At 30.1% G+C, this 18,423-nt stretch carries 16 protein-coding genes and 2 tRNA genes; 6 read left to right on the forward strand and 12 right to left on the reverse strand.

Annotated features, from left to right (window positions below; translation table 11 throughout):
• Window positions 1-310 precede the first annotated feature (310 nt).
• The 6 genes from GWR14_RS10585 to GWR14_RS10610 form a co-directional block, all read right to left on the reverse strand.
• Window positions 311-2,410, reverse strand: coding sequence for a peptidylprolyl isomerase (locus GWR14_RS10585; protein WP_163409000.1), 2,100 nt, complete (start codon window positions 2,408-2,410; stop codon window positions 311-313).
• Window positions 2,411-2,517: 107 nt separating this feature from the next.
• Complete coding sequence (locus tag GWR14_RS10590; protein ID WP_163409001.1) at window positions 2,518-3,777, reverse strand: hemolysin family protein; 1,260 nt, start codon at window positions 3,775-3,777, stop codon at window positions 2,518-2,520.
• Window positions 3,778-3,779: 2 nt separating this feature from the next.
• Window positions 3,780-3,974: a hypothetical protein gene (locus GWR14_RS10595; RefSeq protein WP_163409002.1), complete on the reverse strand. Its 195-nt coding sequence runs from the start codon at window positions 3,972-3,974 to the stop codon at window positions 3,780-3,782.
• 9 nt (window positions 3,975-3,983) lie between these two features.
• The gene (lptC, locus tag GWR14_RS10600; RefSeq protein ID WP_163409003.1) at window positions 3,984-4,541 is read right to left on the reverse strand and encodes an LPS export ABC transporter periplasmic protein LptC; all 558 of its coding nucleotides are present in this window, start codon (window positions 4,539-4,541) and stop codon (window positions 3,984-3,986) included.
• Window positions 4,542-4,591: 50 nt separating this feature from the next.
• The gene (locus tag GWR14_RS10605; protein WP_163409004.1) at window positions 4,592-5,821 is read right to left on the reverse strand and encodes a PorV/PorQ family protein; all 1,230 of its coding nucleotides are present in this window, start codon (window positions 5,819-5,821) and stop codon (window positions 4,592-4,594) included.
• Window positions 5,814-6,548, reverse strand: a complete 735-nt coding sequence (locus GWR14_RS10610) for a type III pantothenate kinase (protein ID WP_163409005.1) — start codon at window positions 6,546-6,548, stop codon at window positions 5,814-5,816. The genes GWR14_RS10605 and GWR14_RS10610 overlap by 8 nt, the downstream gene beginning before the upstream one ends.
• Before the next feature lie 139 nt (window positions 6,549-6,687).
• Between GWR14_RS10610 and GWR14_RS10615 the strand changes: the two genes are divergently transcribed.
• A tRNA-Phe gene (locus GWR14_RS10615) sits at window positions 6,688-6,760 on the forward strand.
• A gap of 73 nt (window positions 6,761-6,833) precedes the next feature.
• Here GWR14_RS10615 and GWR14_RS10620 read toward each other — a convergent pair.
• Genes GWR14_RS10620 through GWR14_RS10630 form a run of 3 tightly spaced genes read right to left on the reverse strand, consistent with a single transcriptional unit; the run spans window position 6,834 to window position 8,752 of the window.
• On the reverse strand, window positions 6,834-7,433 hold the full coding sequence (locus GWR14_RS10620) for a hypothetical protein (protein ID WP_163409006.1): 600 nt from the start codon (window positions 7,431-7,433) through the stop codon (window positions 6,834-6,836).
• Complete coding sequence (locus GWR14_RS10625; RefSeq protein ID WP_163409007.1) at window positions 7,420-7,914, reverse strand: RNA polymerase sigma factor; 495 nt, start codon at window positions 7,912-7,914, stop codon at window positions 7,420-7,422. The genes GWR14_RS10620 and GWR14_RS10625 overlap by 14 nt, the downstream gene beginning before the upstream one ends.
• A 1-nt stretch (window position 7,915) precedes the next feature.
• A complete protein-coding gene (locus GWR14_RS10630; protein ID WP_163409008.1) occupies window positions 7,916-8,752 on the reverse strand; it encodes an alpha/beta fold hydrolase in 837 nt (278 codons plus the stop codon).
• A gap of 244 nt (window positions 8,753-8,996) precedes the next feature.
• On the opposite strand from GWR14_RS10630, the gene GWR14_RS10635 reads away from it, so the two are divergent.
• Window positions 8,997-9,070: transfer RNA gene (locus GWR14_RS10635), tRNA-Asp, on the forward strand.
• A 537-nt stretch (window positions 9,071-9,607) separates the two neighbouring features.
• On the opposite strand, the gene GWR14_RS10640 is transcribed toward GWR14_RS10635, so the two are convergent.
• Window positions 9,608-10,603: a hypothetical protein gene (locus tag GWR14_RS10640; protein ID WP_163409009.1), complete on the reverse strand. Its 996-nt coding sequence runs from the start codon at window positions 10,601-10,603 to the stop codon at window positions 9,608-9,610.
• A gap of 7 nt (window positions 10,604-10,610) precedes the next feature.
• Complete coding sequence (locus GWR14_RS10645) at window positions 10,611-10,880, reverse strand: hypothetical protein (RefSeq protein ID WP_163409010.1); 270 nt, start codon at window positions 10,878-10,880, stop codon at window positions 10,611-10,613.
• Window positions 10,881-11,279: 399 nt separating this feature from the next.
• Between GWR14_RS10645 and GWR14_RS10650 the strand changes: the two genes are divergently transcribed.
• From GWR14_RS10650 to GWR14_RS10665, 4 genes are read left to right on the forward strand one after another with little or no spacing between them, the layout of a single operon-like run.
• Window positions 11,280-12,602, forward strand: coding sequence for a TRM11 family methyltransferase (locus GWR14_RS10650; RefSeq protein ID WP_163409011.1), 1,323 nt, complete (start codon window positions 11,280-11,282; stop codon window positions 12,600-12,602).
• Window positions 12,603-12,610: 8 nt separating this feature from the next.
• Window positions 12,611-15,469 carry an ATP-dependent DNA helicase gene (locus GWR14_RS10655; RefSeq protein WP_163409012.1) on the forward strand — a complete coding sequence of 953 codons (2,859 nt, stop codon included), beginning with the start codon at window positions 12,611-12,613 and terminating at the stop codon, window positions 15,467-15,469.
• Window positions 15,469-16,257 (forward strand): hypothetical protein, encoded by a 789-nt coding sequence (locus GWR14_RS10660; protein WP_163409013.1) that lies wholly within the window; start codon window positions 15,469-15,471, stop codon window positions 16,255-16,257. The genes GWR14_RS10655 and GWR14_RS10660 overlap by 1 nt, the downstream gene beginning before the upstream one ends.
• Window position 16,258: 1 nt before the next feature.
• A complete protein-coding gene (locus GWR14_RS10665) occupies window positions 16,259-17,287 on the forward strand; it encodes a DUF4238 domain-containing protein (RefSeq protein WP_163409014.1) in 1,029 nt (342 codons plus the stop codon).
• 33 nt (window positions 17,288-17,320) lie between these two features.
• On the opposite strand, the gene GWR14_RS10670 is transcribed toward GWR14_RS10665, so the two are convergent.
• Window positions 17,321-18,352 carry a hypothetical protein gene (locus tag GWR14_RS10670; protein ID WP_163409015.1) on the reverse strand — a complete coding sequence of 344 codons (1,032 nt, stop codon included), beginning with the start codon at window positions 18,350-18,352 and terminating at the stop codon, window positions 17,321-17,323.
• Window positions 18,353-18,423: the final 71 nt, after the last annotated feature.

The following is an 18,423-nucleotide window of genomic DNA, read 5'->3' on the forward strand; positions in this document are numbered from 1 at the left end:
TTTTTCTAAAAAACTTAAACATATAAATTAAAATACCTGATTATTAAAGCACTTACACCGCATCTTCTTTATAATTTTATAGGGAATTTATAACCTCAAATTTACTTTGTTAAAACAAAAATTCTGACAAATTAACTGTAATAAATTGAATATCCCAAATTTTTTAAATCATATTTCTATTATTCCTATATGACATTAGAAAAACAGCTTTCTTTGGTTTAAATAAAATCTTACAAACTTATTTTGTAACAAAGAAAAACCCGAAACATTTAAAACGTTTCGGGTTTTGTATTCTTCCTTATTACTAAAATTAGTAATTAAAATCTAATCTGTTGTCTTCAATTTTAGCATTGTTTTTCAAGGCCGGCAAAATTCTGCTTGCATCAGATGCACTTTGTGCTTTTACTTTTGATACATACTCAGCATGATTTTGTAATGCTGGTGCTTTTACAGTACTAATATTTTTTACAACATAAACTCCAGTATTTCCTTCAATTGGAGCAGATACTTTATTAGCTGTTAATGCGAATGCGTTACCTACAACTTTAGGCTCCTGCCCAACACCTCCAGGTAAAACCGGATTATCTAAAGTAACATTTGTAGCTTGCTGTACTTTAACTCCAGCACTTTTAGCAATAGCATCGATATTAGATCCAGTCAACTTAGCTTTTAGTAGTTCAGCCTTTTTCTTATTCTTCAATATTGGCTCTACATAAGGTCTTGCCATAGTAACAGATACTAAACCTGATTTGTTTTCGCTTTTGTACTGAGCAATTACGTGACCAATATTAGCGATTTCAAAACGCTTTACATCTCCTGTATTTGTTTCTTTATCAAATGCCCATCTTACAATAGCACGTTGGTTACCTAAGGGTCCAAAAGACTCGTCCATAGCTTTTGCAGATACCGGAGCTTCAACTTTTAATCCTAATTGTTTAGCAGTAGCATTGAAATCTTTATCAGCAGCATCCATTTCAAATTTAGTTGCCAGTGTAAATACTTTATCAGATGTAGCTTCAGAAGGCTGAATTTTTTGAGCAATTGTAGCCAAACGAATTCCGTCTTGTTTGTCTGTAATTTTGATAATGTGGAATCCAAAAGGAGTTTCAACTAAACCTACTTTTCCAATTCCGTTATTGAATACAAAATCATTGAATGGCTTTACCATCTGGTTTGGACCAAAATATCCTAAATCACCACCTTGCTGTGCAGATGAATCATCAGAGCTTGTAAAAGCCAGCATCATAAAACTATCCGGATTAGCCTGAACTTGTTTTAAAATATCTTCAGCTTTAGCTTTAGCTTCTTCTTTTGTTCTTTTCTCTTTTTGATTTGGAGTCTGAGACCCTTCGTATCCGATTAAGATGTGACTAGCTTTTGCATTAACACCTGCTTTAAATCCTAAAGATTTAGAAATTGCATAGTATTTTCCAAAAACATATGGTCCGTAAATTTGCCCCGGAGCTAAACTGAATATCTTATCAGCATCAATCGCAGGTAAAGAATTTTTAGGAACATAAGTTGAATCGTAAGGAATATCAGAATTTGAGTTTACAAATTCAGCAATGTTAGTTGCGCTTCTAAAGCCTGGCAATGTATCATTCTTACCAGTTTTTGCATTATACTCTACTCTTCCATTTAATAAAGACGTGATTTTAGCTTTAATTTCAGCCTCATCTTCTTTTGATGGCTTGTCTTCAACTAAAACATACTGTATTTCACGAGTTGCATCTGCTTTAAATTTTTTCTCATTTTTCTTCATGTAGTCAACAATTTCTGAATCAGAAATTTTCACTTCACTATCTTTAATAGAAGAATATAAAGCAGCTACATATGCAAAATTAACTTTATTGGCTTCCATTTCATATTTTAACTTTCCTTCACTTGCAGTAGTATACAAACCTGATTTTACAAGTGTGCTGTAAATTTGAAATTTAGCATTTAAAGTTGCATCTTTTTCTTTCTCAGTGATAAACTGAGCTGCTTCTGGATTTGCTTTGAAGTATTCTTTGAACTTATTAACATCAAACATCCCTGCTGCATTTAAGAACATCGGGTTTTTACCAATATTAGGATCTGCTTTTAAAACTTCCAAAAGATGTTTTTCTCCAACTCTCAATCCAAGTTTATCAAACTGCGCTGATAACAATGCGATTGAAACCTCCTGATCCCATACTCTGTTTGCAGCTTCAGTGGAAGTAATTCCTTGCCCACTTTTTTCAACATTACTAACTTTAATTCTAAAGTCTTCAAATGAAATATCTTTTCCATCGATGCTTCCTACATCTTTTGAACTTTGACCAAATGTTCCTCTTGTGAAAAGATCCTGTATTATAAATGCAAATAATGCAAGTGCAATAACTCCTATCAATAAAGCGGAACGCTGTCTAATTTTTGCTAAAACTGCCATTTTTATTATAGTTAATTTTATATTCAGTTTGCGAAAATACAATTATCTAGTTAATAACAATACAACTAGTGTTTTATTTTACACATTTTTTTAAAATTAATAAAAAATTATTCTTTCAAAGTCATTTTTACTAATTCAATTTTCTTGCTGGAACATTCTTCTATCAAAAATTGGTAATTTCCAATATTGATTTTTTCTCCTTTTTGCGGAATATCTTTTGTAAAATCGACAATAAAACCGCCTAAAGTTCCATAAGAGTCACTTTCGGGAATTTCAAGATTATACCTTTCATTCAGGTATTCAACCTCTAATCTTGCCGAAAAAAGATACTCTCTTTCTTTTAATTGTTTTTCAATTAATTCTTCGTCCAGATCATGTTCGTCTTCAATTTCGCCAAAAAGCTCCTCTACAATATCTTCAATTGTGATAATTCCTGAAGTTCCTCCGTATTCATCTAGAACAACCGCAACATTTTTTCTTTTTTTTATAAGCTGGCTCAAGGCGTCTTTTATCAAAATAGTCTCAGGCACAAATTCTACTGCCATTAAAACTGACTTTATCGTATTTGGTTTTTTAAACAAATCAAAAGAATGTACATACCCCACAATATCATCCAGGGAATTTTGACTTACAATAATTTTAGAATAGCCTGTTTCAATGAACAAAGCCTTAAGATTAGAAATACTATCAAACAAATCTACATCAACAATTTCTGTCCGTGGAGTCATGATGTCTCTTGCTTTCACTCCTGAAAACTCTAAAGCATTCTGAAAAATCTGGATTTCAGAATCAACTTCTTCCTTATCTTCAACCGAATTCATTTGTTCAGTAATGTAGTTCCCTAACTCAATTTTACTAAAATACAATTGAGCCCGGTCTCCTTCTGTTTTAAAAAATTTCTTCAGAATAAAATCAGAAATCCTGATAAAAAAAGTAGAAATATAATAAAACAGCCTATAAAAAATATAAGCCGGAATTGCGAAAATCCTAATTAACGAGTTCGCATAAATCTGAAAAAAAACTTTTGGAAAAAATTCTGCCGTTATTAAAACAATAAAGGTTGAAATTAAAGTCTGCAGGAATAAGTTGCTATAAACAGAAAACTGATATTCTGAATCTGTAATATACTTAAGAATCAAATCTCCGGTAAAAAAACCATACACAACCATTGCTATAGTATTACCTACAAGCATTGCAGCGATAAATTTTGATGGTTTTTCAGTAAGTCTGGATAATATTCGGGAAATAAAATTATCCTGTTTCTTTTCTATTTCAAGATAAATTTTATTTGAGGAAATAAAGGCTATTTCCATTCCTGAAAAAAAGGCTGATAGTATTAAACACGATATTATAATACCAATTTCCATTTTTACTGTTTCTTGTTACGGTCTTCAAATTTTTTAGCAAATTTTCTTCTGAAGAAAAACATAAAAACTCCCATTCCGGCAATCAAAAAACTCAACCAGGGAGTGTCGTTCCCTGCATTTATTTTTGTTATTGCATCGTATATAAAAAGAACTGCAATAATCAGATAAGCGTATTGTGTATATTTTAAATAACCCATAATTATATTTTATTCTTCACCGGCTTCAATTTCACCGCTTACTCTTTGTGAATTTATCACTTTAAAATCTTTACTAAAATCTATTCCCTGACCATTTGAAACTCCCTTGGCATCCGTTAGCTTAAATTTTCTTTCGGTGTAGAACCATTCGTTTTTCTGATCAAAGTATAATTGTTCTGTTTCAAGCATCTGTCCGTCTTCAGAAGTGATTTTTACTTTTCCCTGAAGATCGATAATACCTGTATCCTTATACGAAACAGCATAATTTGCTACTATAAAAGTACGCTTTTGCTTTTTATCATATAATGTAACATCAATTCCTTTTGGAAATTCTGTAAAAGGAAAATCAACACTGGAATAATCCAGCATTTTTCGGCTTTTCAAAACACCCGTAATACGTCCTGAATCCGTATATTTTATATTAATGGTATCTGCATCCGTTCCCGGAACAAATTCTGAAAAGTTAATTTTCTGTACTTCTTTAAAATTACTTTCGCACCCAAAAAACAGTGTCACAGCAAAAACTGTGACAACGGTTATAATGTTATATTTTTTCGGTAAATTCATTTGCCAAATGTAGTAAATTGCAAAAGCTTAAAAAAGCATTAATTTAAACATTAGTTGTATTTATTTTTAACGAACCATTTGTCGTTGAAAGAAAAACTAAGACTGAAGTTTAAATAATTTTCCTGAACTAAATTTGCAGAAACAGTTCCTTTTTTACCATATTCAATTCCAAAATTCACATTAGAGAAAGACCCTGTAATAGGGAAACCTACTCCCAAAGATATCCCAACATCTTTTATGGACTCATTATTAATCACCAAACCAATTTTTTCGTATTTGAAACCGGCTCTATAAGTAATTCTGCTAAAATAACTTGAAAATGATGTGTAATTAGGAATATAATACCCTCCTAATGAGTATTTTGCATATTTTTCATAACTTACATTTTCTTTAGTGTTATAATAATTAGCAAATTCTCCTGTACTCTGAAAAGCCAGACTCGTACCTACCAACCATTTTCTTGCTTCTCCAATACCTGCACCTATGGTTATTTTATTAGGCATTTTTAAAATAATATTTGCCGGATCAGTCGTTATTACATCTGAATCGCCATCAACTTCAATAGTTCTTTCACTATCAGATGTAACTTTACTTCCAAAAGTATAAGAAAGACTAGTAAACAATTCCATTTTTTTATAAATTTTAGTTTGATACATAGTACCAATATCAAAATTAACACCGGACAATATTGAAGTATTTGTTTCTCTTGTTGCACTGGAAACTCCAGTTATAGCCTCTATACTAGTAGTCTCTATTTTTCCAAAATTATATTGTAAATCAACACCAACATTCCACTTTGGCATTATTTTATAGGCTAATGCTAAAAAAGCTTTATTCAAACCTCCTTCTCCCTCATACTGAGTGCTTGTCTCTCCTTGAGTACCAGAATTATCATTTCTAATTTTATACCCTACAGATGAAACAGGAATTAGACCAAATCCTGCACCGAACTTGCCCATTGGTATACCTACTAGCAAATAATCAAAAGTTGATCTTGTTGAATTAGCTTTTTCTGTTTGGCTCTTCACACTAGAAGTTCCGTAAGTACCTCCCACAGTAAAAGTTGTCAGCATCAGACCAGCATAGCTTGCCGGGTTTTCTACATTTATATGTATACTATCCTGTTCCACCGAAACACCGGCCATTGACCTGTTTTCTAAAGTACCTTTAAATTTAATATCTCCTATCCCATAAAATGAATAAGGAGAAGCTGTACCCTGCTGAGCAAAGGAAACAAACGAAACAAGCAAACAGGCGCTTAGTATAATTTTTTTAATCATTGTCGATTTGATATTGAAATATTTGGTTCAAACTTTCCAGTAGGAAATTTGAATTGGCAAATATGGTATTTTTTAATCGTTTAGCCAAAAAATCTGTATCACCTCCCGTTAAAATTATTATAAAATTTGAAAAATTTCCGCGATATTCATCGATAAAACCGTCAATCTCATAGACGAAACCGTTAACAATTCCTGAATGTATTGACTCTGCAGTAGTGTTTCCTATATATGATTTCGGCGTTTCTAATTCCAGAAGCGGCAGTTTAGCAGTATAATTATGTAATGCTTCATAACGCAGCCTCAAACCAGGAGAGATAGCACCGCCCAAATAATGATCTGATTCATCGATAAAATCGTAGGTAATACAGGTTCCAACGTCAATTACTAATCTGTTTTGTTTCGGAAACTGCAAAACCGCTCCGGCAGCCAAAACCATCCTGTCTATCCCTAAAGTTTTTGGAGTTGCATACTTATTAACAAAAGGATAAGTATCTTCGTGAGTTAAAAAATGAATATTAAGTTGTTTTCCGAAAGACAAAAAAGATTGTTTTTCGATATTTCCAACAGATGCAACGACCAGATCAGAACAATTTTGAAATTTTTTTAAAATTTTTTCAATTTTATTTTCAAGTTCATTTTTTTCAAAAACAAATTTTTCCAGAACACTATCACCCTCAAAAACAGCAGCTTTAATCCGAGTATTTCCAACATCAATTGTTAAAACCATATTTACTTTTTTACCAATGCGAAGATACGAATTGATTTTTTTAAAAAAATGTTTTGTACAAACCAAAAATGATTATATATTTGCACCCGCAAAGACGTTCACACAACGCTATGAAAATAGAAAATGTAACGACAAGCATGGTACCTTAGCTCAGATGGTAGAGCAATGGACTGAAAATCCATGTGTCCCTGGTTCGATCCCTGGAGGTACCACAAAACCCGAATAGCAATATTCGGGTTTTTTATTTTTAATATTATCCTAAAAACAATTCCCTTAATAAAATTTTCAAGGAATTTCTGCATGTTGATTATTTTCGCAATTAATGTTTTTCAAAAAAACTACAAGTTGCATTTCTTTTTTAATCATTTTAATCATAAGAAATCCGAAAAACAGTAAAAATCCATATCCGCTTAGAACTACATATAGGTAAAATCCACTAGAGAAACTTTCTTTAAAAACAGGTAATAAAAATGTAAAACCTGTAATGTATGTCAGATAAATCAAGGGGGTAAATATATAATGGATTTTTTTTCTCCATTTGTAAAATTGATATGCCAGTTTGCTGTATTCAATCAATGAAACATCTGTCTTTAAATTTTTAAGTTTTTCTATACTAACCCATTCCAATATTATACGAGTTGCCAGCATTATAATCATAGTACTTAACCCTAAACTAAATAAGACATTTTTGTAAGCACCTGTCCAGATATAATAAAAAATTAATATTGCAGAACTTATACTTAATATCACTCTTGTCCAAAAATGATTCTGTCTAATTTTTTTAGTATGCGCCTCTGCTTTTTTAATAATATCCCCTGCAGCTGGCTTTAAGTTTGAATCCGTTTGTTGGTTCCAAATCGTTTGTAATTCTTCAAATGTTTTCATTTTGCACGCATTGAGTTAAACTTTTTTTAATTCTGTGGATTCTGACACGAAGTGCTTCTTCGGTTATTCCAATTACTTCTGCTATTTCCTGGTACTCTACACCATCTAAAGTCATTAGAATTATCATTTTATTGGTTTCTTCAAGTTTCTGAATACATTGGTACATCTTCTCGAGTTGTTCTTCTTTTTCATTCGAATATGTTTCCGAAGCAACCTGAGACTGGATTTCAGTCCTGATTTCTTTTTTTGCAGATGATTTTCGTAAGTAAAGGAGACAAGTGTTTACGGTAATTCTGTAAATCCATGTACTGATACTTGATTCATTTCGGAACGTATCTAATTTCTCCCATATCTTAATAAAAATTTCCTGAGTCGCATCCGAAGCCAATGCTACATCTCCGCAAAAATAACCTTTGCACAAACGAAATACCTTAGAATAATGACTGTTGTAAATGTTGTTAAATTGCTCTTCGGTACTCACTTTATTTGATTTCTGATTTTACTTTTTCCATAAACCACTCTGGCTGATCATACATTACAAAATGTGCTGAGTTTTCTGCGTAATAAATTTTAACGGAAGGCAGATTTTCATATTGACTCTTGTATATCTTTTGTACAGTATTAATATCCGGATTTGTCGCTGCGAGAATTACTACCGGGATTTTAATTTTAGTAATTTCTTTTCGTAAATCTAAATTAAGCATATCAATATAACCATAAACATAAGTTTTTCTATCAACAATTTTCATCCATTCGATTATTGTTTTTTGTTTTTCTTTATTAAAACACATGTAGGAAGTTGACTGAGCATTCATTGCATTGAACGCATTTTCGTCCATTGCCAGCATCATTTTGCTTTGGGGATTATCATAAGGAATAATATCACCTTTGTAATTAGGAATCATTAAAACTGCACTTGCAGGTAATGCATCAACAAGAATTACTTTTTTAAAAAGATCGGCTTCTGTAGATGCCAGCCATAAACTTAAAGTACCTCCTAAACTATGACCTATTAAGGTTGGCTTTTTTAATTTTTTAGCCTTTACATAGGAAACGATTTCACTCTTTATTGTAGAAAGCCAGGGACCTTCAATTGGGGGAACATTTCCAAAACCTGCAAAGGTAAAAATGTGGCATTCGTGAGTCTTAGAAATTTCAGCTACGGTTTCATCCCATACCTGTCCTGTACAGCCAAAGCCCGGAAACATTAAAACAGGATTTCCTTTTCCTTTTACCTCTACTTTAAAAGCAGTTTGAGAAAAAACAGATTTTGAGATAATAAGCATAAATACGATAACCAGAATGGATTTTGTTTTCATAATGTCTTTTTTTTAAAAATTTACCTTTTGATACAACACTATATTATTTGTTACATCAAAAAGGTTATTTTTTTTTAAAAAAACTCTCAACACTCTATTTTACTGGTGATACACTGCTCTTTTGTCCGGAATATAGAATTTTAAAACACTGAAATTTAGTTAATTAAAATTTTATCTGTTTTTATTCCCGAAAAAGCTTGTAAAATCAAAGTTCTGTTGTATTTTTGCACTCACAATAACGCAGGGTTTGGTAGTTCAGTTGGTTAGAATACATGCCTGTCACGCATGGGGTCGCGGGTTCGAGTCCCGTCCAGACCGCAATATTGGAAAAGCCTTTCTTAACGGAAAGGCTTTTTTTGTTTAGTATTATAGCTATAAATTGTAAATAAGATAATTATATTGCAAATTATAATTTTACTTAAACTTATTTTGGCGAAGTTTTGTATACTTCTTATACCATTTTTCGCCGACATTACATTCCCTAATCCGTTACCTTGGGTTCAATATTAATTTTGGCTGATTTTTAAATCCCCAGAAAAATCTAAAATTTTATTTCCTTTAGTTTATCCAAATCAAAATACAATCAATTTAACGCTGGATTTATTATTAAAGGGCTAGAATTCTCTTTTAGCAAATATAATCGCTTACAAAAGAGAATTAGCCCTTGTTTTTTGCTTATTGCACAAGTTAAAGTTTTTAAAACCATATGACTTGTTTACTTGTGCTTAACTCATATTTATAAGGTCAGTCAATTTGGCATTAATTGTTTATATTACTTATATTATCTTGTAGTATAAGGTTATTCTATTTTAGTAATATAAATGAGGTTATTTTAGCTAATAAATAATACCCTTATTATAGTAAAGAATTTATTTTCTTATCAAAAGCTACAAAAAGCTCCGTTTTATAATCAACATGCTTATCCAAAAACATTTCATAGTTTTTAATAAATGCTTTCGTTTTGGTACTTCTATTTGTAGTCGTATTAGAAAACTCAAATTTTTCTAATTCTCTATGAAAGCCATTTCTTTTTATTTTTTGGAATTTTAAATATTTTTCGTGATCAATTTTACTGAGTTTGGTATGGTCTATTAATTTTTCCTCGGAAATTAAATCTACAAATTGGATTGCCTGAAGGCGTTTTTTTAATTCATTGTTTATCTTTTTCCAGTTTTTAATTATGTGCTTAAGAGTTCGAGCGTTTTCATGGTAGAAAGATACTCCCGATACTTTTTTGACAACTATTTCAAAACGGAAAAAGAAAAACTTCCTATGCACATTTTTTTTAATGGAATTAGTTTTAAAATTTTTATCATTTTTATTGATTTCTAAGTATTTTTCATAAAACTTATATTTAATATTATTCTCCTTGTCTTCTTTATTTTTTTTGCCTTTAAAATAAACTGTGGTGTTTTCAACTTCTCTTCTAAAATTACGATATTTTACAAAACAATTCATTAATTCTTTAAATGCAGATTTCAACAATAGAGTTACTCCGCTTTCTAGCTGAGTTACTTTTGCATTTAATAAATCTTCTTCTCTAATGCCTATTTCCAAGCTTAAAAGTTTTATACAATCTATAAGTTTGGACGAAGATAAATTTTGCCTAGTATTTTTTCCAAAATACCATTTTCTAATACTACCATTGAAACCAATTGTACATTTATCTTTTACAAAGTCATAATACAACAAGAATGTTATTTGAAACGGATTTTTAACGCCTGATTTTTTGTTTCCAACTCTACGGCTAAAAATACATCTATTTGGGTATTTACTTTTTCGATAACTATCAAGAGACCAGTAATTTTTTATAGGTGTAAATTCGGATATTTTTACTTTAACTCGATCCATAATCCTATTATTTTTTTAGAAGAAACTTTTCCAATTCACTTCTCCTGATTAGAATTTTTCCGTTGCGATTTTTTTGATTCGTTTTCAAACCTTTTTTTCGATATCCGTCTATAATTTTTCTGCTTAATCTAAATTCGGTTTCAATATCAGAAATTGATAACCACTCTTTATTAAATTCAGTGCGGTTTGACAAATCGAGTAATAATCTTCTTGTTTCAAAAACACATTTAACAAGATTACTGTAGACACTTTTGTCAATTAAAATTTTTGTACTCATAACTTTTTCGGTTTATATTTATAAGTATATAATACCAGTCTAGCCATTTTTTTGTTTTGACAAATTGATTATTTAACCATTTTTGGTTTTAATTGTTTGATTTCAAGATTGTTAAAAATAAATAATTTTACCAAGTTGAATCGTTAAACAAACCCTGAAACTGATCTAGAAGAGATTACTGTATCCAGGATTGAAAAAAAAATATTGAGGTAGAATTTCCTTTTAAATATTTGGGAACAAAACTTATTTATTTCTCAAATTTAAGGCGACAGAAAGTAATAAACTTTAGTTGTCGTATTTTGTTTATATATTTGCGTATTAGGCTATATTTTACGACAAAAAACATATAAGTAATCAATTTAGACAATTGATAATTAAGAAGCTACTAAATCCAGCAAAGTGAACAAGAATATTAAAAATATAAAGAACAACATCAAAGCCATAAGTTCAGAAACACTGAATGGTCAAAATTATTCTAGAAATGATTTTGCTAGGAGTATTCTCAATTATCCCGCAATGATGGTTCCTTCTGTACAAGAACCTATAATTGAAAAACTTGCTGAAGCTTTAAATGATAAAGTCTCGTTGATTGATCCTTTTATGGGGGCATCAAATACACTGGTTACAGGAATGAAATATGGCATGGATGTGTTTGGTCAAGATATAAATCCTTTGTCCATATTATTAAGCCAAGTAAAAACTAGCTTTTACTTATCAGAAGAACTTATTGATGCAGAAAGGAGAATAACTAGCTCTATAAACTCGGATATTTTTGAAACTATTGAAATATCATTCATAAATATTGACAAATGGTTTACTAGAAACACCCAAATTGAACTGTCTAAAATACATAGAGCTATAAGACGTGAAAAATCCTTAAAGATTAGAAAGTTCTTTTGGGTAGCCTTAGCCGAAACAATCAGGTTGACGAGTAATGATAGGACATCTACATTCAAAATGCATATGCGTCCGATTGAAGAGATCAATTCAAGACAAATTTCTGCATTAAAAACTTTTAGTTCGGTTTCCCAAAAGAATATTAAAAACATAGGAGATTATATTTCTGTATTGATTCAGAAAGGCTACATAAAAAATGGTAAATACATTAAAAACGCAGATGTTGTTTGGGGAGATACAAATTCAGGAATTAAAACACGAAAAACATTTAATTTACTAGTTACTTCGCCTCCATATGGCGACAATCAGACTACTGTTACATATGGTCAATTTTCTTACTTGCCATTACAGTGGATTCCGTTCGAGGATATTGATAAAACAATAGAACTAGATTATCTTAAAACAACACAAGAAATTGATAGCAAAAGCTTAGGGGGACAAATAAAAACAAACATAAAAGAAATTGAAGATAATGTCTTTGAAAAATCTAAGACATTAAAAGAGTTTATAATTCAATTCAATTATGAGGAAAGAAAAAAAGCAGAAAAAGTTACTAGGTTTATCTATGAATTAAATAATAGTATTGATAAAATGCTACTGCGAATGAGAAAAGATTCGTTTTTAGCTTGGACTATTGGAAATCGAAATGTAAATAAACATATAGTTCGAAATGATTTAATTTTAAATGAACTTTTCGAATCTAAAGGAATAGAATTGTTCACAGGTTTAGAAAGAGATATTTTGAGCAAAAGAATGCCAGGACGTAATAATTTTTCTAATATGATGAGTAAGGAAAAGATATTAATTTACAAAAAAACTAATTGATAAGTAGAATGATTGATTTAAATAACTTTTCTGAAAGTCAACGAGAAGCAATTATAACTAACGATAAACACTTACGAATAATAGCTTGTGCTGGTTCAGGGAAAACAACTACAGTTGCTGGTAAAGTAGCTTATTTGTTAGATTCACATAATGGTTTTGATATCAAACCTGAAAATATTATAGCTTTTACCTATACAGAAAAAGCTGCAGGAGAATTAAAAAATAAAATTCTCAACAATGTTGGTCAATACAGGGGAATGGCTAATATGTATATTGGAACAATACATGGTTGGTGTTTGAAGTCATTACAAGAGAACGAGTACAAATATCAAAGCTTTTCAGTTTTAGATGATATAAAGCTAAAGCTCTTTGTTGATAAACATTACGATGTAATTGGAATGAAAGAAGTCACCAAACTTTCAAATCCATCTGCCTCTCTTCGCCGTTTTATTGACACTTCCCTTTTTGTTAGAATCATGGATATAGTCAGAGAATCTGAAATAAGGAATGGAGTCGAATTCCCTGATAACATTTTGACTGCCAAAAAGAAGTATCAGGATACACTTATTTCAAAACGATATTTTGATTTTTCTATGATAATGGAAAAAGCGTTAGAATGTCTTAGAGATGATACAAATCTTGCTAACTCAATTAAAACTAATCTTAAATATCTAATTGTAGACGAATACCAGGATGTAAATCCATTACAAGAAAAACTTATAAATAGACTTCAGGAAATAAGTGGCTGTAAATTAATTGTTGTCGGTGATGATGATCAAAATATTTACCAATGGAGAGGTAGTAATAATAAGTATATCATTGATTTTGAAAATAAGTTTAATAAAGATGAAGTAAAAACAATACCTCTATCCTTAAACTATAGAAGTTCAGAAGGAATAACAAAGTTATCAGAAACTCTTATCTCAAATAATAAAAAAAGAATCCAAGATAAAAAAATGGACTCTAATAATTCTCAATTTTTTAATCGAGGAACTGATATTTTATATAATAGATATCAGAATATTGAAGAAGAAAATGAAGCTATTGCCAAATATATAGATGATATTATAGGTGTTAAGTTTAAAGAAAATGATGATGAAGAAAGAGGAATTGCATTTTCTGATATTGCCATACTATTAAGGACTTGGAATAAAGCAAGTTCTATTGTCGAGGCATTAGAAAGACATAATATACCTTACATAACGGCAGGAGTTAATCAGTTGTTTGAAATGGAAGAAGTTCAAGCAGCCCTAGGTATTTTTAACTATCTATATGGAGATATAGATGAAGCAGAACTAAAGGAAAAATGGCTTACAATTCCCAATATAAAAGTACTACCCGATAAAGTAGATTTTGCAATATCAAAGTTATCTGAAAAGAATCCTGATATTGAAAAAGTGAAAGACAATTGGGAATATTCTCTTCAGGATATCTTCTGGAATTTCTTAAACGATGCGGAAATTTTTGAAGAAAACTTTGTGAATTATACATCACAAGAATTAGAATTTAGAACAAAAGAACGTGCCGAAATAGTATTTTTTAATCTTGGTAAATTTAGCCAAGTTATAAATGATTTTGAAACCATAAATTTCAACAGTACTAGTCCATCATTTCATCTTTTTAGTTTTCTAAGTTTTATAACTTATGTAGCAAAAGATTATTATCCTGAAGGATGGCTAAATAATCCGTATAAAACACCTAATGCTGTACAAATAATGACAATACATCAATCCAAAGGATTGGAGTTTCCTTCTGTAATAGTTCCAGGATTAAATCATAACTATTTACCGTCCAAAAAAAGAGGTGGGTTAAGTGAGTGGCACTTTCTAGATAGAACTTTAATAGAAGAACAATCAAGATATGAGGGTGATGATGACAAAGAAGATGAAAGACGTTTATTATATGTAGCTTTAACAAGAAGTCAAAAATATTTATTATTGACCCAGGCACCTGACTTAAATAATAAACTTTATAAAAAAGAATCTCAGTTCATTCCAGAGCTTACAAATGCCAAAGCTAATTCATTCCCTATAATGGTTAGTGACTTAAGACATAAGTTTCCTGTTGATGAAAAAATTGAACAAAAACCAAAAGAAAAGGTAAAGAACATATCGTTAGATTTTACTAGTTTGAAAGATATATTTGAGTGTTCTTATCGTTTTAAATTAATTTCGGTATTTGGTTTTTGCTATCCATTAAATCAAAGAATGGGTGTTGGAAAATCATTTCATGGCTGTTTAATGGAAATTCATAAAGAAGCAAAAAAAGGAGTTAGACTAACGGAGGATGAACTTAAAACATTAATTGACAGACAAACACATTTTCCATATCTAACAAAATCAACAAAACTTAGTCAGCCTTTATATGATAAGGTAAAAAATAATGTAGAAGATTATTATAAAGAGAATGTAGATGAATTTAAGAATATTGAATTTGTTGAACAGGAAATTCAATATAAAATTGACAGAAATATTCTGATTGTAGGTAGGATTGATTTAATAAAGAAAATTGGAGATGCTGGCTATTACGAAACCACTATTGTAGAGTTTAAGAGTGATGAAGAAAATGCGGATGCCCCAATTACAAAAGACCAATTGAAATTGTATGCATTAGGACATAGAGAACTAACGGGAGAAACGGCCAATTATATTATGACTTATGTAATTGGAAAAAATCAACCTAAAACACCAGAAAAACTCTATGATGACGACTTAGAACAAATTCAACAAAAAATCAAAGATGCAGTTGGGCTAATTAGAGATGAGAAATTTGTAAGAACTGATCAGAATAAGGTCTGCGGTGAGAATTGTTTTCAAATCCGTTTATGCAGTAATAGAATTAAATACAATATAAAACCGAAAAGATAATGGGAGTTGTTCAAGATAGAAAAATAGCTGTCAAAAACTTGAATAAGACAACAGAAGACCCAAGTAAAGTTTTATTTGTTCATTATTCTGAAAGTAGCACTTATGATGATGATGACTATGGAAATATTTCTCCAATCATTACCTCCATTGTAATAAAATCTCTTGATGGACAAACTGACAAACAGTTTGCAATACACTTAGAAGCAGATAAAGCAGATATTCCAAAAGATCAAATTCAGGATTCATATAGAGAACTTGAACTACGGATTCTAAAGCTTTATAATGACTTTGTTAGAAGACATTTAGATTGTTTTTGGATTCATTGGGATATGAAAAACATTCATTTTGGATTTGAAGCAATTAAACATAGATATGAGAAAATTTTTGAAAATTTAGATGATTATTGTGAGATTCCTAATAATAAGAAAAAAAATCTAAGAACAATTATTGAGGGTATGTATGGTGATAATTTTGTCACAGGTTCTGATACACTGAAAGCATTGATGCTATGTAATTCGGATAATGTAGAAGATAGTACTTATTTGAGCAAAGACAATGAATCTTACCAGTTTGAAAACAAGAATTTTATTGCTGTGATAAAATCTGTAGATTTAAAAGTTGAATTCATAAAGAAAGCCACAAAAAAGCTTAGTAACAAAAAGCTAATTGTTCAAAATAAAAACCATTATGCTGTTTTTGTGGATACCGTCAATCATCCTTATTTTACTTTTAGCGGATGGATAATTGGATTAGTAGGATTAGTACTAACAATAATAACAATGCTGTAAATTGGTAAAGAAAAAAAAGCATCATTATATCCCTCGTTTCTATTTAAAGAGATTTTCTAATAATAATGAGGGTAAGTTTTTAGGATTATATAATCTTAATAATAAAAAATTTATACAAAATGCGCCATTAAAAAGTCAAGCTTATGAAAATTTCCTTTATGGAGAAGATGATGAAATAGAAAATGCTTTAGCAGAAATGGAAAGTAATGTTGCTAGAATGTTTTACTATTGGACAGAAGAAAAGCTACTATATCCACCTCCTATTGAAAGCAATGGTTTTAAACTTTTAAAGCGATTTATTTTATATCAAGCTTTTAGAACTCCTAAATCTGGTAATGATATAATGGAGAGGCTAAATCAAGGAATGAAAGCTGTTGTAAAAGAGCTTAGACCTGATTTATGGAAAAATATGAAAGATGCTGTTTTGGAACACAAAAATCCAGTTTTACTTGGACTTATTCACTCAATTGAATATGAACACCTATTAGATTTCCTTGATTGCAAATTTTTAGTAAACCTTTCATTGCTTCCATTTATAACATCAGATGCACCTGTAATTATTTATAATCAGTTGATGGAACAAGCAGGGAATTATAAAGGAGCAACTGGTCTAGTAGCAAAAGGTCTTCAAATATTTTATCCAATTAATCCAAGATTAATGATTTGTTTGTATGATTCAAGTGTTTACGACTTTGGAAATGGCTGCAATAATTGTTGTTCAACCGAATCCATTGAAGAAGTTCACCAATTAAACGGATTACAGCTTATCAATAGTAAATCTCAATTGTTTTTTGATGATTTAATTTCAGAAGAATATATAATAGAACTTTGCAAACATTTTGAAAAATATAGGGGAACATCAAAAAACATCCATCAATTTATTAATATGGGGACTCGAAAACTCTTATACATGAGTTCCGAAGATATTCATATTAATTTAAAATTGGATTGTTTTAAATTAAAAGTAGACTCAAATAAATTTAAAAATAATATCGTTCCTTTAAGACATACATCCTTTGCTACCAAATAAGAACGACTTCTTATTTTCTATGATAAATAATTGTCATATTTTTTTTTCGATGATAACTTTTGATTTATTTATGAATGTTGATATTTCAATCTTATAATTTCGTTTGTTCTCAAATTCATTATCCAGATATATTTCAATAATGTTATTATTGTTTTCAAAGTTGTAATAATCCTTAGTATTCTCCATAAGTTCAAATTCGGATTTGCTCAATTCAGTAATAATTTCATTTAGTAGCTTTGTATCCGAAAATTTAAATGTAGTTACTCTTATATCTTTTCCAATTCCATTATCATATCCTATATAACTTTCTACCACCTGATTAGAATTTTTATATGAATACCACTCATTAAGAGGCTCTGTACCTTTAGGATATACAACTGTTTCCCAATCAGAATTTAAAACTGTAGAAATTTTATCAAAAGAGGTTTTAGCTATTCGAATTAAATCTGATATGTTTGTTAAAACGCTAATTTTTTGAGACGTGCTATTCTTCGAGTTGGAGATGTTGTCTAATGGATTTACTTTTTGAAAAGGGATATTTCTCTTCCCCATATTTGTTGATTTGTATTTACTGTTAGTTGTTTTGTTAACTATAACTATTATAGAATAACAGTCCTTTGGAAGTTTATATTCATCATCAGATTGAGTTTGAATTGTTACAATTCTATTTCCATCTTCATACATTGAATTTACTTTTTGCTTCCCCTTTAATTCAAATCCCTGGTAAATTAGATTTTTAGTGATTCTATTCAATAAGTCTTTATCGTTCGAAATAAAATTTGTGAGCCACATAGTTACCCTGCTATTTAAATCCATTTTTCCACACTTTTTCAAGACTTGTTTTTTATTGTCTTTGTTGTAAGTAAAAGTATATCGTTCAGTAACAAATCCCTTTTCTGATGTGTCCTGAATAGGAGGATGGAGTTTCCAAATATATTGTAATTCACTGACCATTTCTTTTACATTTAGCTCAGAAATTTCTAGCAAATCCTTTAAATTATTGATTTGGGCACTTCCTTTTACTGGAAAAACGATAATCATCATAGCAAGTAATAGACGTTTCATATTTAAGTTTTTTCAGCTAAAATAGTAAAAAGCTTAATATATGCAGTTTATTTAATGAGGTAAATTATATG

The organism is Flavobacterium ajazii, assembly GCF_010614725.1.
GTDB lineage: Bacteria > Bacteroidota > Bacteroidia > Flavobacteriales > Flavobacteriaceae > Flavobacterium > Flavobacterium ajazii.

What these genes read in the sequence shown, in the direction of transcription:
- GWR14_RS10585 (WP_163409000.1), bottom strand. Translation starts at nt 2,410, where the DNA reads ATGGCAGTTTTAGCAAAAATTAGACAGCGTTCCGCTTTATTGATAGGA.
- lptC (WP_163409003.1), bottom strand. Translation starts at nt 4,541, where the DNA reads ATGAATTTACCGAAAAAATATAACATTATAACCGTTGTCACAGTTTTT.
- GWR14_RS10595 (WP_163409002.1), bottom strand. Translation starts at nt 3,974, where the DNA reads ATGGGTTATTTAAAATATACACAATACGCTTATCTGATTATTGCAGTT.
- GWR14_RS10660 (WP_163409013.1), top strand. Translation starts at nt 15,469, where the DNA reads ATGGGAGTTGTTCAAGATAGAAAAATAGCTGTCAAAAACTTGAATAAG.
- GWR14_RS10630 (WP_163409008.1), bottom strand. Translation starts at nt 8,752, where the DNA reads ATGAAAACAAAATCCATTCTGGTTATCGTATTTATGCTTATTATCTCA.
- GWR14_RS10640 (WP_163409009.1), bottom strand. Translation starts at nt 10,603, where the DNA reads ATGGATCGAGTTAAAGTAAAAATATCCGAATTTACACCTATAAAAAAT.
- GWR14_RS10670 (WP_163409015.1), bottom strand. Translation starts at nt 18,352, where the DNA reads ATGAAACGTCTATTACTTGCTATGATGATTATCGTTTTTCCAGTAAAA.
- GWR14_RS10645 (WP_163409010.1), bottom strand. Translation starts at nt 10,880, where the DNA reads ATGAGTACAAAAATTTTAATTGACAAAAGTGTCTACAGTAATCTTGTT.
- GWR14_RS10590 (WP_163409001.1), bottom strand. Translation starts at nt 3,777, where the DNA reads ATGGAAATTGGTATTATAATATCGTGTTTAATACTATCAGCCTTTTTT.
- GWR14_RS10620 (WP_163409006.1), bottom strand. Translation starts at nt 7,433, where the DNA reads ATGAAAACATTTGAAGAATTACAAACGATTTGGAACCAACAAACGGAT.
- GWR14_RS10610 (WP_163409005.1), bottom strand. Translation starts at nt 6,548, where the DNA reads ATGGTTTTAACAATTGATGTTGGAAATACTCGGATTAAAGCTGCTGTT.
- GWR14_RS10605 (WP_163409004.1), bottom strand. Translation starts at nt 5,821, where the DNA reads ATGATTAAAAAAATTATACTAAGCGCCTGTTTGCTTGTTTCGTTTGTT.
- GWR14_RS10655 (WP_163409012.1), top strand. Translation starts at nt 12,611, where the DNA reads ATGATTGATTTAAATAACTTTTCTGAAAGTCAACGAGAAGCAATTATA.